Here is a 13,784-nt window from a genome sequence, read left to right on the forward strand (position 1 = left end):
AGATTCAGACGGGCCTGCACTCAAGCGAGCATCGAGCGCAGCAGCCGCATCCCACCGATCCGCCACGACAACAGCACGTGGGCGATCAGCAACAGAGCGATGGCAGGGATCGTGGCGAAATGGCAGACCCGCAGGGTCTGCCAGGCGGTGACACCGAAGGACTCCCCGAAGGAAAACAGGCCCGAAAGCCACCAGAACTGGGCCGGCTTGTACATCGCCAGGCCGGTGATCAGGCTGAAGCCCAGCAGGATCAGCATCAGGCTGTACACCAGCCGGTGGCTGGCCAGCTGGCGCTTGCCAGCGTTGCCGCTGCCCTTGAGGGTGCTCAGATCACCGGCCTGGGCCAGCCGCCGCCGCCGCCGGGCCAGCAGCAGGGCGATCCAGACGCCGAGGTTGAGGGCGTAGAGCCCCATGAACCCGAAGTGCCAGTCGCGCCCCCCCGCCAGCCAGCCCCCCAGCGTCAACAGATCCGGAATGGTGGCGCCTTCGCGGCCGCCGAACACGGGATTGGCGTTGTAGATCTGCAGGCCACTGGCCGCCATCACCACCAGCACCAGCAGGTTGAAGCCATGGAAGGCCCGGGTCCACCAGGGGGCGTGCCGGATGCGGGCGGACTGGACCGGAGCCTCGGGCATGGGTGAAGGCGAGCCTGAAGGGGATACCGGTGAGCCTGGCGGATGGATTGTTGGAAGGGTTCCACTGATCTTGGCGCCATCGCTGACACGCCATTGCCACCGATGCTGCCGTGAGGGTTGTCCGTTCATCCGACCGGTAGGTTGTCGCGAGTCCTCCGGATGTTCGGCTGATGGCCCCGCGTCGCTCCAGTTTCCTTGCCGATTTCAAGGCCTTCATCAACAAGGGCAATGTGGTTGACCTTGCTGTAGCGGTGGTGATCGGCGGCGCCTTCGGCAAGGTGGTCGACGCAGTTGTGAGCCTGGTGATGACCAGCCTGCTGGAGCCCGCGCTCAAGGCTGCCCAGGTCGACTCGATCAACGCCTGGCCGGCCGGCGCCGTGATCGTGGCGCTGATCAACTTCCTGGTGATCGCCTTCGTGGTGTTCCTGATCGTGCGGGCGATCGAGGCCACCAAACGCAAGGAGGAGGCGGTGGCACCTCCCGATACTCAGGCCCAGCTGGCTTCGGCGGTGACAAGGCTCGCCGAGGCGCTCGACCGCAAGGGGCTGTAGGAGAAGGCCGCAGGAGCCGCTGCAGATGGGGGTTGTCAGGCAGGCCCCCAGTTCTCGATGCAGAGGTCTTGAAGGGTCCACAAATCGGCTCGCACGCCGCCCAGCGCACCTGTCGGTCCGTGCGGTGGGGCAACCAACTGGGGAGTCCCGTGACCCCATAGCAGTCCGACGTTCCCGTCCCGTCAATGGCCTGTCCGTCTGCCCGGCTGGTTGCACCCCCTCCCGTTCCCAGCCGCCATGAGCGCAGAGCCAATGGCGGCCGGCTGAGCAGCCTCAAGCTGGTTGCCAAACGCAGCGGCTACCGGGAGCGGATGGGTTGGGCTGCTGAGTTTGGGAGTCGCCCGGTGTTCCTTGGAGGGTACCGGTTGCCACGGCGCCGGTCTCTGCTGCGCGCTGCTTCATTGACGGCCAATTGATCGTCATTCCCAAGGCAGGACATGACCTGGTGGAGATGATCCGCATGCTCAAGGTGGTCAAGGATTCAGCCACCGACTACCGCACCGCGGCCCTCCATCAGTTGCACGCCATCGTGGTGACTGCACCGGCAGCGTTGCGGGAACACCTGCAGCAGCTCAAGGGCAAGGAGCTGGTGGAATGCTTCAGCGGTCTGCGTTCTGGAGAGATCAGCACACCGCTGGCCGCCGTCAAGATGGCCCTGCGCAACCTCGCCCGCCGCATCCAGCAGCTGGATCGACTGACGATGCAGCACTGCCCGGAGCTGTGCAACACCGACGGGGTGGGTGTGGAGATCTCCGCCACCCTTGTCTTGGCAGCCGGCGATAATCAGGAGCGGATGTAATCGGAGGCCTTCTTCCCTGCCCGCTGCGGTGGCATCAGCAGACCACGGAGATCATCCGGGCTTCGCTGCCGCGACAGGGATGGCGCTGCAGAAGCTCCAGGATCCCGATCTCTTGCAGCTCAGGGGTGCCGCTGGGATCGCGTACTAACACGGCGTCGGCATCGGTGGCGCTTTTTTTAGCCTGCTGGGATGGGAAGCCAGCTCGATCAGGCCTTCTGCAGCATCGATGATCTGCGTCAGCGCCCTATGCTCGGCCACCAGAGTGAACGTGGTCTCGGTCAATTCCTCAAGCGGCAAACGCGGGGCATCCACGTCGTTTCGTACCCGATCGATAGTCTCCAAGAGTAGAAGCAGGTTCGATGTGGTGATCGGCTCCACAGAATGGGCAAGGCGTTATCGGTTCGATCCTGGCTCAGCTGTCGTACCCCTCAAGTACCGGGCAACCACCAGCCGATGACGGAGGTGAGGCGGGGCTTGACAGTCCAGAGGAGTGTCAGGCTGGAAGCAGACAATGGCCTCTGGTTCTCAAGCAGACAGCCATGGCCTCCGGCATCACGGTTACGTCCAATCCAGATCCGGCTCAGCTGGCCAGCCTGGGCGTGACGAGCTGGCCGACCTGGGGATGTGAGGTCAGCACCTTTCCCTGGACCTACGACGAGCAGGAGACCTGCCTGCTGCTGGAGGGGGATGTGACGGTCACCCCCGATGGCGGTAAGCCGGTGCGCTTTGGGGTCGGTGATCTGGTGGTGTTTGACGCCGGGCTGAGCTGCACCTGGGAGGTGCACGCCCCGGTGCGTAAGCACTACCGCTTTGGCTGAGCACTGCCGCAGAGTGGGACAGATGCAGACACCACGCCGCCCCGCGCCCCGTGAGACCACCGAGGCGATGGTGCGCAACATCGGCCGGGAGCTGGCGGAGATCGAACAGGCCATCGGTCGCTGCCGCGGCGATCTCATCGCGGAACCCAAGCTGACCGGCACCTGGATGGCCCACCTGCTGATCAGCACCACGGAGCTGCTGCGCAACCTGCTGATCGAGTCGGCCAAAAGGCCCCAGCGGATCAACGGTTCGGGGTGACGGGCCGCGTCCAGCGCCGGTAGAACCAGACCCCGCCGCCGCCCCAGCCCAGCACCCAGGTGAACAGGAAGCCGATGGCCTGGAGGTTGCCCGTCATAGGAGTGAGAGGGGAGTGGTGGCCATCAAAAACCCCCGGGGTTGCCGGGGGTGGTGGGAAGCTTGAGCGGAGCAGGAGCTCAGAAGCAGAAGGGCAGGAACTGGGTGCGGCAGGCGGCGTAGCCATCCACCAGGGCGCCGAGGCCGATCTGATGGGCGATTCCAGAACCGGTGAGGCCTTCCACCACGATGCCGATCACGATCCCGAGCATGGCGGCGCGGCCGTTGAACAGTTCAGCGCGCTTGAGCTGCTCCATGTGAATCAGCTGCTCGGCTCGGTTCTCGAACCATTTGTCGTTGGCAGGGGTGTTGGTCATGGGAGCTCCGGTGCGGTGGATGGTGGTCTTGGACGAACGGCTCAGTCGGCCGGTCGGGGCTGGAGCAGGGCACCTGTGATCCAGGCGCCGATCAGCAGGAGAGCAAGAGTGCCGGTCATCGCTGGGGGGTGGGGGCGAGATCGCTGGGGCGGGTCAGAACGAATGCGGTCATGCCGGTGAGCAGCACCACCAGGGCGACGACGGCGGTGATGGCGGCGGAGTAGTCGGTGCTCATGGCGATCAACCGAGCCCGATCTGCTGAAGGATGCCCTGGCCGGTGAGCAGCTCGGTGGCAAGGCCGATCACGAAGCCCAGCATGGCCAGGCGGCCGTTCCAGGTCTCGGCGAAGGCGACAAACCCGAAGCGGGGAGCGGGATCAGTCATGAGTGTTTCAGTTCGTTACGACAACTGTAACGCCATGTGAAGCGGTTGGGACATGGCGGATTCCCGCATGGGTGCCTGAATGGTGGGAGCGCCGGGCCGGCAGGGTGATCCATTCCCCCGCCGGCAGCGGGCTGGAGAGCTTGAATCCCGGCACCAGCAGCTGCAGGCCGGCCGGGATCGGCGTGGTGGAGCGGTAAACGGGCAGCAGCAGGGTGGTGCCAGCCGGCATCGGTTCCTCGCTGGGCCAGCTGGCCAGCTCCGGCTTGAATTGCCACAGCAGGCTCAGGCTGAGATTCGGCTTGGCCGCCACGCTGCTCAAGGTCTCGCCCTCAGCGGTGACCGCCCTCAGCGGTGACGTAGGCCTCGCTCTGCTGCAGCACCACCAGCGCGAGCGGAACTGGAACTGGTTGGCAGCTGAGCTGCACCAGAGGTTCAGGCCTCGTGCAGCAGGCCCAGGGCCTGCATCACTTGGAGACGGATGCCGCTCAGTCGGCTCCAGGCTCGCACCGCATCCTCTCTGCTCCGGTAGGGACGCCAGTCGTCTTCAGCGATGCGGCGTTGCAGATGGGCCGCCACGCGCTGCGCGACAGCCACATCGCTGGGCCTTGCCAATCGCAGCGTTTTCCTCCCGATCACCACTTCGGCAGCCATGGCACTCCGGATCACCGCTGGAAGGCAGGGTTCATTCCAAGTCATTGCCGCAGCCGCGGCGTAAGCAGCAGGAAAAGGAAGAGTCCCATCGCCATTGTGCAGATCACAAGGCTGATGCCGAACAAGCCGAGCAGCCCCGGCCCCCACCAGCAGGTCACGAGCAGAACAGTCCCATAGGTGAGCACCGCTGAACGACTGAGGCGCCGTAGTCGGGGCCCGCTTCCGGCACCGCCCTGGCCTGCCACGCTGAGCAGACCCACCGGGTCACTCAGCGCCAGCAGACCCACCGCAACATCTCGTCATATCGGACTGCAGGTGCCAGGTCGTTAGCAGGGTTTTGGCGATGCGCCTGAGCTCGGCAACGTCGTTGCAGGCATCGCCAGGGCCGCTGGGGCTACCGGAGAACTGCGGCAGGCTGGACTGGCGCGCCCATCGCCCGGGTGAGTGACACCCGATCAGACCACTGAGCCTGCGACTTGAGAATGGCAGATAAATTGACCTGACTCTCTATCAGGCAGGCATGCCCGCTATCGGGAAGCAGCAGGGTTGTTGCCCTCGGAAGACAGCGTTCCAATCGCCACGCCTCGCGCCGGGAAGGGAGGAGGCGATCCGCTCCTGAGGCCAGGATCAGAACAGGCTGACGAACGCGATCGATTGCAAGATCCTCCAGACGAAACTGCCGGAGCAATGCCAATCGCCAGGCGGCACTCTGGGGGCTGACTGCCTGCATGGCAGCCAGCAGCCGCTGCCGTCGTGGCCTGCTGACCCGGTGGGATGCAATCAAAAGATTGCAGAGACTGAGGGTGGAGAGGTGGTAGAGCGGTGCCGGCAACAGCTGAGTCAACGAACTGCAGGCACTGATCCATGGTTGTCGCCCGGCTGATGAAGCGGGATTGACCAGAATCAACTGGTCACACAGGTCTGGAAAGTGCGAGATCAGGCTCAACGCCAAACAACCTCCAAACGATTCGCCACAAACTGTGGTCGTGTGGCCAGGATGCCGTTGCTGCTCCATCCTGATCAGAGTGGCCACCCGCTCGGTCAGTTCGCCCCATCCTGTGCGGTCGTCTGGGGGAATGGACAGACTGCGGATATCAAAGTGCGGGCTGAGTCCGGCAACCTGGGATTGCAGCAAGGTGCCGCTGCCGTCCATGCCCGGCAAAAAGACAAACAACGGCCGAGATGGTGTTGCAGGCGTGCAAGGGATCAGCCGTATAATCTTGGAGGTGGTGATCATGAATCTGGAAGCCTCAGCAGCGTCTGTGAGCCAAGAATTCAGCAATCTGGCTCCAGCAGACCTGGGTGATTTCTCTGACAACAGTGGCTCCGCTGCTGCCTCGATAGCGGGATCTCAAACCCTTATCGATCAGCAGAGGATAGCCAAAGAAAACATCAACATGTCGATAGACGACCGCAGAATGCCAGCCATCACCTTGAAACAGTGCTTCCGATGGATCGAAACGCCGAAACCATTCAAGCGGTGCAAGCTTTCCCTGCTTTTCATCCCTTGAAGCGATGGCAACTGGCAGAATCGCCAGGTCATCCACCGGCACCCTCAGGGCAAGATGGGCAAAACCCCTGTGGAACGGGCTCAGCTGATGGGGGGCGTTGACCTTCACCATCGGATCCGCGCCTTCGGGAAACACGCCTACCACCTGATTGTCTTGCAAAAACCTTGCTGACTTCAGAAAGAATGACGACTGCCTTCCTTGACCAGTCTCGAGCGGGAAGGCACCCATCAGCATCATTGCCTGCTGCAGTAGCGGCACTTGACTCATGTAATAGTGATAGACGAACCGCACCGGCCGACTGATCGCCGTCATCAGCAGGGGAGCATCAAAAAGACTGCGGTGGTTGCTGACAATGAGTAATCGATTCCTGGTGGGAATTCTCTCAAGATTGTGCAATGACGTTGAAATCCCTGCGGCACCCAGCAGGCTGCGTGACAGTTGCAAGGGGATGGGGTGTTGCATGCTTGCGATCTTTCCAGTCTCAGCAACGTGAAGGGCAAGCGGCTGGTTCCACCTGGCTGGAAGGACGCCACCTGATGCTGGCCTTGCCGTCAGGTGGTTCGGAGCAGGGAGGATCTGCGCCGCAGGCCCAGCGGCTCGAACCACTCGCGCAGCACCTGCCGTTTCCCTTGCCAGTGCGGTGCAATTCGGCACCCCAGTTGGATCTGCCCATGATCCTGCAGCCGTCCCAGCCGCTGCATCGCCGCTTGTTCGGACCTCGAAAAGCGACCCTGCTGGCTGACCAGCCAGTCGATCTCGGCCTGGGTGATCACCCCGGAACTGAGGCTCTCGAGGAACAGCTCGCCAGCGGTCATCGGCTTGTAACGAATCTGTTACATCCTGGCGATTCGGCGGGGGCTCCGCGAGGTCTCCGCCACCGATCTGTTGCTCGGATGGACCGCTGCGACTGCGCTCGGCCGCGCAACAGGCGCTTCACGTTCCTTCATAAGGCTTGCCATGATTTTTGCAAACGTTTCCTCCCAGTGTCCACGTCCACCCTGCTCGAGCTCTTCGTGGCCTTCATGGCCGCCTGCTTCGCCCTCTGGTTCGTCGCCCTCGGCAAGCCCGTCACCAGCTTTGCCCCTCCGGCTCGGCTCACGGCGCTGGCTCCCGCGGTGAAGGCCTATCTGAGGCCCGGCCCCATGGCGTCCTTCGGTCTGCTGCTGCTGCGGCTCACCATCGGCGCCCTGATGATTCACCACGGCCAGGAGAAGCTCGCCGATCCCCAGCAATTCGCCAACACCTATGTGGCCTCGCTGCACCTGCCCTTCCCGCTGTTTTTCGCCTATGCCGCCGGTTTCTCCGAGCTGATCGGCAGCTGGCTGGTGATCCTCGGCCTGCTCACACCCCTCGGCGCCCTGGCCCTGAGCGGCACGATGACCGTGGCCGCCTACCAGCACATCTCCACCGCCGGCTTCAACATCTACGTGCTCGAGCTGGTGCTGCTGTACCTGGGCGGCAGCCTTGCGCTGCTGTTCAACGGCCCTGGCCGCTTCTCCTTTGATGCCGGCATCATCCCGGCCGTGCTCGATGACATGAGCGTTGTCGCTGCCTCCGACTCGACTGTGTCGTCTGGCGACGTTGGCGACCTGCTCGCGATTCCCGTGCCCGTGACCCACAGCCCCCGGGGTTGAGTGCCCTTGCCTGATGAGGCGGCGCCAGGCTGCAGGGCCAAGCAACGGTGTCGCTCTGCGGAGCTTCAGTCGGGGCGCTGCCCATCCCGACCTGGGCCTGCGTCCCATCGATGGCCACCTCATCGGGGAACAAGGCCGCCACAGCGGCTGGAGAACGATCGCACTCAGCCTCTTCACAGACGCCCCGAAATCTGCCCAGATCCCAGTGACTGCAATGGATTCGGGCGAGAGAATACGCCGTGCAGCAGCCCAGGTCCTTCCGTCCCTGGCAGCCGGAGCAGACCACCTTGCTGCCGCCATCACCGAGTGACTGGCTCCCGGATGACCACCGGGTGTAGTTCCGGCTGGATCTGGTCGATGCGCTGGCGCTCTCACAGGTCTTGATCCCCACTCTGGCCAAGGATCCCCGCGGGGAGAAGGGCTTTGATCCGCGGATGTAGCCGCAGGCTTGCGCGCAGCGGTTGACGATGCGGCTGCTTTACGCCTGCTACGAGGATCTGGCGTTTCGCGTGTTGACCGGTAATCAGCAACCTGATCACAGCCGCATCAGTGAAGTCCGGCGCCGCAACCTTGATGCCCTCAAAGGCCTGTTCATTCAGATCCCTGGCCGACTGGCCATCTCTGCCGTGGGGCACCAGAGAACTCGAGCAATCCAAACCACGCATGGATGCCCAGCCCTTCCTGCACGTTCGATCAGCCGGGCTGCGGATTCTCCCCGGTGAGGATCAGGAGCTGGTGAACGAAGGCACCTAAGGCAAGGCCTGTGCCCTCTATCTGCAGGCGCAGCTCACGGCTCGGGGGTATACGGTTCCATTCTGCACCTGCGAAGACTGGGGTTGGTGGGTGGAGATCCAGGGCCTTGGAAGGATCTGCGGGATTGGGATCTACGACAGGACCCTCGATGATTCCGAAGATCTTGATCTCTGTGTCACCGTACTCACGCCCAGCGCCAGTCGATGGGCCTGATTTGGCACTCAGGCGCAGGACTCTTCGCCCGAAATTGCACGGCTGCAGGAACTGGTTCGAATGATCATTGAGGACGATTCAGAAAGTCACAATTCATGGTGAATCATCTGAGTTCCCCCTAGAGGGTTGTCCGTTCATCCGACCGGTAGGTTGTCGCGAGTCCTCCGGATGTTCGGCTGATGGCCCCGCGTCGCTCCAGTTTCCTTGCCGATTTCAAGGCCTTCATCAACAAGGGCAATGTGGTTGACCTTGCTGTAGCGGTGGTGATCGGCGGCGCCTTCGGCAAGGTGGTCGACGCAGTTGTGAGCCTGGTGATGACCAGCCTGCTGGAGCCCGCGCTCAAGGCTGCCCAGGTCGACTCGATCAACGCCTGGCCGGCCGGCGCCGTGATCGTGGCGCTGATCAACTTCCTGGTGATCGCCTTCGTGGTGTTCCTGATCGTGCGGGCGATCGAGGCCACCAAACGCAAGGAGGAGGCGGTGGCACCTCCCGATACTCAGGCCCAGCTGGCTTCAGCGGTGACCCGGTTGGCCGATGCCTTGGACAGGAAGGGCCTGTAGGGGCGGCCGCAAGAACCACCCGCTCGATCTCCAGCTCGAGATCACTGCGCGCGTAGGCGAGCTCAGCTGGGCCGACCGCACCTCGGATGCACCTACGGTGACTGAGCTGAATCTGGGAGTCGACCACCATCGGCCGCCGCGAGCGATCCACCACCTCAGGAGCCAGCCGAGGCTTTGCCTCCGGTCCACGAACCGTGAGCGCGCCACCAGGCGGTCCGGAAGAGCAGCTGGTGCAAAAACTGCGGCGGATCGAGGCCCTGTTCTCCAGGCCTGGCACAGACGGCGAGCGGGTGGCGGCCGAGCGGGCCCGCGAGCGCATCCAGGGCCGTCTGCGGGAACTGGCGGCCGAGGAGCCCCCGGTGGAGTTCCGATTTTCCCTGGCCGACCAGTGGTCGCGGCACCTGTTCGTGGCCCTGCTGCGGCGCTACGGCATCCAGCCTTACCGGTATCGCGGCCAGCGGCGCACCACGGTGATGGCGCGGTTGAGCCGCCCCTTCGTGAATGAGACGCTCTGGCCGGAATTCCAGGAGCTGCAGCAGACCCTCTCGGCCTACTTCGATGCCCTCACCGACCGGGTGATCGAGCAGGCCCTGGATGTGAAGGCGGGTGAAGCGGAGGAGCGGGCCGAGCCAGCGCAGCTGGAGCCGATGGACTATCAGGGGTCGTTGCTGTAGGGCGGCACCCGACGCCGCCCAAAGGCTCAGATTCAGATCAACCCGTACTCGATCCACAGGCCTGGCCTGCCAGAACAGATCACTGTGATCAAGGCCCTCTTGTCAAGCGTCAATCTGGGCAAGGCTGCCAACAGGAAACTTTCACCGGCCGATGTAAACGGAAGCGGGAGAAGCGCCACCTGGCTTGACAAATCAAGCCAAAGGCAAGACGATGCAAGCAAGAATCGGAGTCTTGATGACCTATATCCTGTCTGACTTCTTCCCTGGCGCCAGCGAGCAAGAGTACAGGGACGAGATTGCCGCAGTTCATCCCGGTGAGGGCTTGCCGGAAGGGCAGCTCCATCATTTTGCCGGTCAATCCGATGATGGTGTTCTGATCGTGACGATCTGGGATTCCAAGGAGTCTGCCGATCGATTCCTTTCCGACGTTCTGATGCCGCGCGTTTCGGCGTCGAATGGTCTTCGCGGTGAGCGTCAGCACCGTGGCGCCGTTGGTTTTTGATCTTTCGTTGGCAATACCAGGGGCGTGTTCGCCGATCGGCCCGACCGTTGCGGCCAGGCCCAGGATGCGCAGGGCTCGGGTGATGGGGTCCGTTTGGCCTGAACGTACCTCACCGAAGCGGGTCACATCACCGGCAGACTGCACCAAGGTTTCAATGCCTTCCGATGAGTATCATTGCTAAGGTATTTGATAATCCTGAGGCCCTGTCGAGGGTGCCCCTCCTCGTCGCCAGCCGGGCACAGAGGGAGCTGGGTTTGCAGGGCAGTCCACCCCGGCCGGCTGGCCATCTCTGCCGTGCGGCACCTGAGAACTCGCGCAATGCAACCACGCACGGATGCCCAGCCCTTCCTGCACATCCGATCAGCCGGGCTGCGGATGCTCCCCGGTGAGGATCAGGAGCTGGTGAATGAAGGCACCTACGGCAAGGCCTGTGCCCTCTATCTGCAGGCGCAGCTCACGGCTCGGGGGTATGCGGTTCCGTTCTTCACCTGCGAAGACTGGGGATGGTGGGTGGAGATCCTGGGCCTGGGAAGGGTCTGTGGGATTGGGATCTACGGCAGAACCATCGATGATTCGGACGATCTTGATCTCTGTGTCACCGTGCTTACGCCCCTCGCCAGTCGATGGCCCTGGTTTGGCGCTCGGGCGCAGGAATCTTCTTCCGAGATCGCCCGGCTGCAGGAAAGGCTTCGAATGATCTTTGAGGAAGATCCAGATATCTCGATCCTTGGTGAATCTTCTCAGTTCCCCCTAGGGTAAAGAGCATCACTGCCCCGCCCTGGAGGGAGGCCTGCTCCCCAGACCACGATGGAACCATCCGCTCTCGGCTGTCCGGTCCCACGTGATCGATTCCCGGGCCGCGAGAGGCTCTATCCCTGGATCTACAAGATCCGGGAAGATTTCGTATTCCAGAGCATCCATCGGGGTAAAACGTTTCACGCCGAATGGCTGCGGCTGGAGCCGGATGGAACAGTTACGATCAAGGCCAATGCCACCGGCTATGCCTGGGATGGCTGCACGCCCAAGTTCAGTGTGCTCGGCCTCTTCATCCTGGGCACGCCAGATGGTCACATCGATATCGAGACCGGGAAGTCGCTCACCTATCACGCCTCCCTGGTTCACGACGCTTTTTATCAGTATCTCGAAGATGTTCCGGTTCCGAAGCGGGAGATCGATCGCCAGTTCTACGACATGCTCAAGGAGCGGCGCTTTCCTCTGGCCTGGCTCTACTACAGGGCTGTTCTGTACTTCGGGGGCTGGGGGGTGAAGCAGCGCAACCTTTAACCAGCACCGGCACCCGCTTGAAGGCAGGTGTGCCGCTCTCGGGATCCTTGTGCGGCCGCATCAGCACATTGGCCTCGGGGTAGAACATCAGCCCCGCGCCGCGGCGGATCGAGCCGGGGATCAGCTCGATCCCCTCCAGGGCGCCGGCCTCGCCCTGCACCAAGACGCGTTCATGGGCCCGCAGACCGCTGGCGGCCAGATCCTCGAGATTGATCAGCAGAGTGTGGTGGTGCGGCATGCCGCGGTACTGGTCGCCGGTCTTGTACACCACGGTGTTGTGCTGGCCGTAGCTGCGGGCGGTGATCAGGCTGAGCACCAGGCCCCTTTCGCCTTCCACCAGGCCGCCGAAGTGCTCCGGGCCCGGCAGGGTGAGGTCGGGCAGGGGCGTGACGGCGAGCTGGGCGCGGCCGCTGGCGGTGGGGAAGCGCGGCTCGTGGAACACCCGGCCGGCCACCTCGAACTCGCGCCGGCTGGCGGCGCCATTCGATCGGAGCGCTGCCATTCCGGCGGTGGGCCAGCTCCGCCAGGAACTCCACCTCGCTGATCAGCTGGCCGCCACCTCGCGGGGCACCGCCGGTTGCAGTTCGGCGCCGATCGCCTCCACGCTCTTGAGCTTGAGGCAGCGCTGCAGCGGTTCCCCCAGTTCATCGCGGAAGCCGCCGTTCTGGCCGCCGGTGCCCCAGGCGCACGACAGGCAGGCGCTTTTGTGGGTGAGGGTCTGCCAGAGCCGGGCTCCGGAGGGGCGGCGGCCGGCTGAGCTGCGGTTGGATCGGCTGCCATGTTCGGGTGTGGCCGGGGGGTGCAGTGGCTATGCCGGCAGGGTTGTGATCGGTCAGCACGCCCGCTGGAGGATTCCGAGGAAACCATGAATCAACGGATTCAGAGGGCCTCTGGTCCTCCTCCCTCCGGGTACGTTGAACCTTTTCTGTCGTTGTCGGCATGAACGTCGGTCTCCGCGTTGCCCTCCTTGCCGGGCTGGGCCTTGCCCTCTCCGCGCCTCAAGGCTGGTCGGCGGACGTGTCCAGCGCTTCGCAATCAGCCTGCATGACGGCGATCAACACGCAATACGCTGGCAAGGTGCGCAACCTCAAGGTGGTGCGCAGCGAGTTCTCCCAGGCCAATTCCGAAGTGATGGTGAAAGCCATCGGCGTGCGGGGTACCAGCGAGAACGAAACCTGGAGGTGCCTGGTGTCGAACAGCGGCAAGGTGGAAGATCTCTCCGTGGTTCCCTCCGCCCCGCGCAGCAGCAGTTCCAGCTCGGTGAGCGAAGCGGCCAAATCAGCCTGCATGACGGCGATCAACACGCAATACGCTGGCAAGGTGCGCAACCTCAAGGTGGTGCGCAGCGAGTTCGCCCAGGCCAACTCGGAGGTGATCATCAACGCGATCGGCGTGCGCGGCGGCTCCACCAATGAGAAGTGGCGCTGCCTGGTGTCGAATTCCGGCAAGGTGCAGGACCTGAGCGTGCTCGGCAACTGAAGACGCTGGCCCTGGTTCTTGCATGCCGCCGCATGGAATGCAATCCGCCTCCCTGCCGGACCCTGAGCAGCCGCGGCCTCCTCGAGGCGCCCAGCGCGCCATGCAGGAATGGGAGGTCAGCCTTCTCGGCAGAGACTGCCGGGAAGTGGTGAGCCAGCTCTTCACCGAGGTGTTCACAGCCTCCGAAGGTGCGCAGGAAGGCTTGCTGGTGGGCCGGCTTGCCTCTGCACTGTCCGCCCTGATCGACGATCAGGAGGTGATCGCCTTCGGGGCCCAGCAGGGAGCCTGCCTGCTGGGCTGCCTCTTCTTCACCCGCCTGCACTTTGCGCAGCATCAGATTCGTATCGACCTGCTCGCTCCGTTGGCGGTGAGCACGGCCCATCAGCGCCAAGGCATCGGCCTGGGGCTGATCCATCACGGTCTGCAGGAGCTCAGGCGCCGCTCGCTGGCGGCGGTGCTCACCTACGGCGACCCCGCCTTCTATGGACAAGCGGGATTCAGGCCTCTGGCGCAGGAGGTGATCCAGCCGCCGCTGCAGCTCTCGCGGCCGGAGGGATGGCTCGGCCGTTCGCTCACGGCAGAGGCCATTCCCGCCATCCCGGAGCGCCCCACCTGCGTGGAGCCCTTCCGGGATCCGGTGTACTGGTGATGCCCTGCCCCCAGG

General features: G+C 63.6%; 25 protein-coding genes. 14 read left to right on the forward strand and 11 right to left on the reverse strand.

Annotation, left to right across the window (positions count from 1 at the left end; all coding sequences use genetic code 11):
- Positions 1 to 20 precede the first annotated feature (20 nt).
- Positions 21 to 635, reverse strand: a complete 615-nt coding sequence (locus H8F26_RS05670; RefSeq protein ID WP_197158142.1) for a cytochrome b/b6 domain-containing protein — start codon at positions 633 to 635, stop codon at positions 21 to 23.
- Positions 636 to 805: 170 nt separating this feature from the next.
- Here H8F26_RS05670 and mscL (H8F26_RS05675) point away from each other — a divergent pair, with 170 nt between their 5' ends.
- Positions 806 to 1,186 carry a large conductance mechanosensitive channel protein MscL gene (gene mscL, locus H8F26_RS05675; RefSeq protein WP_197158144.1) on the forward strand — a complete coding sequence of 127 codons (381 nt, stop codon included), beginning with the start codon at positions 806 to 808 and terminating at the stop codon, positions 1,184 to 1,186.
- Positions 1,187 to 1,598: 412 nt separating this feature from the next.
- Entirely contained in the window at positions 1,599 to 1,985 is a 387-nt protein-coding gene (locus H8F26_RS05680; protein ID WP_197158146.1) for a hypothetical protein, read from the forward strand.
- 144 nt (positions 1,986 to 2,129) lie between these two features.
- Here H8F26_RS05680 and H8F26_RS05685 read toward each other — a convergent pair whose 3' ends face one another.
- Positions 2,130 to 2,363, reverse strand: a complete 234-nt coding sequence (locus H8F26_RS05685; protein ID WP_197158148.1) for a hypothetical protein — start codon at positions 2,361 to 2,363, stop codon at positions 2,130 to 2,132.
- Between the two features lie 161 nt (positions 2,364 to 2,524).
- Between H8F26_RS05685 and H8F26_RS05690 the strand changes: the two genes are divergently transcribed.
- The gene (locus H8F26_RS05690; RefSeq protein WP_197158150.1) at positions 2,525 to 2,803 is read left to right on the forward strand and encodes a cupin domain-containing protein; all 279 of its coding nucleotides are present in this window, start codon (positions 2,525 to 2,527) and stop codon (positions 2,801 to 2,803) included.
- 22 nt (positions 2,804 to 2,825) lie between these two features.
- On the forward strand, positions 2,826 to 3,062 hold the full coding sequence (locus H8F26_RS05695) for a hypothetical protein (RefSeq protein ID WP_197158152.1): 237 nt from the start codon (positions 2,826 to 2,828) through the stop codon (positions 3,060 to 3,062).
- 176 nt (positions 3,063 to 3,238) lie between these two features.
- Here H8F26_RS05695 and H8F26_RS05700 read toward each other — a convergent pair whose 3' ends face one another.
- The 8 genes from H8F26_RS05700 to H8F26_RS05735 all read right to left on the reverse strand — a co-directional run bounded on the left by H8F26_RS05700 (position 3,239) and on the right by H8F26_RS05735 (position 6,836).
- Positions 3,239 to 3,475 (reverse strand): chlorophyll a/b-binding protein, encoded by a 237-nt coding sequence (locus H8F26_RS05700; protein ID WP_197158154.1) that lies wholly within the window; start codon positions 3,473 to 3,475, stop codon positions 3,239 to 3,241.
- A gap of 240 nt (positions 3,476 to 3,715) precedes the next feature.
- Positions 3,716 to 3,859: a chlorophyll a/b-binding protein gene (locus H8F26_RS05705; RefSeq protein ID WP_197158156.1), complete on the reverse strand. Its 144-nt coding sequence runs from the start codon at positions 3,857 to 3,859 to the stop codon at positions 3,716 to 3,718.
- Positions 3,860 to 3,866: 7 nt separating this feature from the next.
- Complete coding sequence (locus tag H8F26_RS05710; RefSeq protein ID WP_197158158.1) at positions 3,867 to 4,178, reverse strand: hypothetical protein; 312 nt, start codon at positions 4,176 to 4,178, stop codon at positions 3,867 to 3,869.
- A gap of 113 nt (positions 4,179 to 4,291) precedes the next feature.
- Complete coding sequence (locus H8F26_RS05715) at positions 4,292 to 4,510, reverse strand: hypothetical protein (protein ID WP_197158160.1); 219 nt, start codon at positions 4,508 to 4,510, stop codon at positions 4,292 to 4,294.
- A gap of 41 nt (positions 4,511 to 4,551) precedes the next feature.
- Positions 4,552 to 4,797, reverse strand: a complete 246-nt coding sequence (locus H8F26_RS05720) for a hypothetical protein (protein ID WP_197158162.1) — start codon at positions 4,795 to 4,797, stop codon at positions 4,552 to 4,554.
- Positions 4,798 to 4,904: 107 nt separating this feature from the next.
- Positions 4,905 to 5,747: an alpha/beta fold hydrolase gene (locus H8F26_RS05725; RefSeq protein WP_231605484.1), complete on the reverse strand. Its 843-nt coding sequence runs from the start codon at positions 5,745 to 5,747 to the stop codon at positions 4,905 to 4,907.
- A 13-nt stretch (positions 5,748 to 5,760) separates the two neighbouring features.
- On the reverse strand, positions 5,761 to 6,483 hold the full coding sequence (locus tag H8F26_RS05730; RefSeq protein ID WP_197158164.1) for a lysophospholipid acyltransferase family protein: 723 nt from the start codon (positions 6,481 to 6,483) through the stop codon (positions 5,761 to 5,763).
- An 89-nt stretch (positions 6,484 to 6,572) separates the two neighbouring features.
- The gene (locus tag H8F26_RS05735) at positions 6,573 to 6,836 is read right to left on the reverse strand and encodes a hypothetical protein (protein WP_197158166.1); all 264 of its coding nucleotides are present in this window, start codon (positions 6,834 to 6,836) and stop codon (positions 6,573 to 6,575) included.
- A gap of 168 nt (positions 6,837 to 7,004) precedes the next feature.
- Between H8F26_RS05735 and H8F26_RS05740 the strand changes: the two genes are divergently transcribed.
- The 7 genes from H8F26_RS05740 (at position 7,005) to H8F26_RS05770 (ending at position 11,641) form a co-directional block, all read left to right on the forward strand.
- Positions 7,005 to 7,655, forward strand: a complete 651-nt coding sequence (locus H8F26_RS05740; RefSeq protein ID WP_231605485.1) for a DoxX family protein — start codon at positions 7,005 to 7,007, stop codon at positions 7,653 to 7,655.
- Between the two features lie 467 nt (positions 7,656 to 8,122).
- Positions 8,123 to 8,377 carry a transposase gene (locus H8F26_RS20100; protein ID WP_197158168.1) on the forward strand — a complete coding sequence of 85 codons (255 nt, stop codon included), beginning with the start codon at positions 8,123 to 8,125 and terminating at the stop codon, positions 8,375 to 8,377.
- 423 nt (positions 8,378 to 8,800) lie between these two features.
- Positions 8,801 to 9,181 (forward strand): large conductance mechanosensitive channel protein MscL, encoded by a 381-nt coding sequence (mscL, locus tag H8F26_RS05750; RefSeq protein WP_197158170.1) that lies wholly within the window; start codon positions 8,801 to 8,803, stop codon positions 9,179 to 9,181.
- Between the two features lie 194 nt (positions 9,182 to 9,375).
- A complete protein-coding gene (locus tag H8F26_RS05755; protein ID WP_197158172.1) occupies positions 9,376 to 9,855 on the forward strand; it encodes a hypothetical protein in 480 nt (159 codons plus the stop codon).
- Between the two features lie 235 nt (positions 9,856 to 10,090).
- On the forward strand, positions 10,091 to 10,357 hold the full coding sequence (locus tag H8F26_RS05760; RefSeq protein WP_197158174.1) for a hypothetical protein: 267 nt from the start codon (positions 10,091 to 10,093) through the stop codon (positions 10,355 to 10,357).
- Between the two features lie 318 nt (positions 10,358 to 10,675).
- Positions 10,676 to 11,116, forward strand: a complete 441-nt coding sequence (locus H8F26_RS05765) for a hypothetical protein (protein ID WP_197158176.1) — start codon at positions 10,676 to 10,678, stop codon at positions 11,114 to 11,116.
- A 48-nt stretch (positions 11,117 to 11,164) separates the two neighbouring features.
- Positions 11,165 to 11,641 (forward strand): hypothetical protein, encoded by a 477-nt coding sequence (locus H8F26_RS05770; RefSeq protein WP_197158178.1) that lies wholly within the window; start codon positions 11,165 to 11,167, stop codon positions 11,639 to 11,641.
- Here H8F26_RS05770 and H8F26_RS05775 read toward each other — a convergent pair.
- Positions 11,553 to 12,143 carry a molybdopterin dinucleotide binding domain-containing protein gene (locus H8F26_RS05775; RefSeq protein ID WP_231605487.1) on the reverse strand — a complete coding sequence of 197 codons (591 nt, stop codon included), beginning with the start codon at positions 12,141 to 12,143 and terminating at the stop codon, positions 11,553 to 11,555. The two genes, H8F26_RS05770 and H8F26_RS05775, sit on opposite strands and share 89 nt — an antisense overlap.
- 75 nt (positions 12,144 to 12,218) lie before the next feature.
- Between H8F26_RS05775 and H8F26_RS05780 the strand changes: the two genes are divergently transcribed.
- The 3 genes from H8F26_RS05780 (at position 12,219) to H8F26_RS05790 (ending at position 13,769) form a co-directional block, all read left to right on the forward strand.
- Positions 12,219 to 12,398 carry a hypothetical protein gene (locus H8F26_RS05780; protein ID WP_197158180.1) on the forward strand — a complete coding sequence of 60 codons (180 nt, stop codon included), beginning with the start codon at positions 12,219 to 12,221 and terminating at the stop codon, positions 12,396 to 12,398.
- Positions 12,399 to 12,580: 182 nt separating this feature from the next.
- Positions 12,581 to 13,120 carry a hypothetical protein gene (locus H8F26_RS05785; RefSeq protein WP_197158182.1) on the forward strand — a complete coding sequence of 180 codons (540 nt, stop codon included), beginning with the start codon at positions 12,581 to 12,583 and terminating at the stop codon, positions 13,118 to 13,120.
- A gap of 37 nt (positions 13,121 to 13,157) precedes the next feature.
- The gene (locus H8F26_RS05790) at positions 13,158 to 13,769 is read left to right on the forward strand and encodes a GNAT family N-acetyltransferase (protein ID WP_231598093.1); all 612 of its coding nucleotides are present in this window, start codon (positions 13,158 to 13,160) and stop codon (positions 13,767 to 13,769) included.
- The last annotated feature ends 15 nt before the right edge of the window (positions 13,770 to 13,784 follow it).

The sequence above is a fragment of the Synechococcus sp. CBW1006 genome, from assembly GCF_015840525.1.
GTDB lineage: Bacteria > Cyanobacteriota > Cyanobacteriia > PCC-6307 > Cyanobiaceae > CBW1002.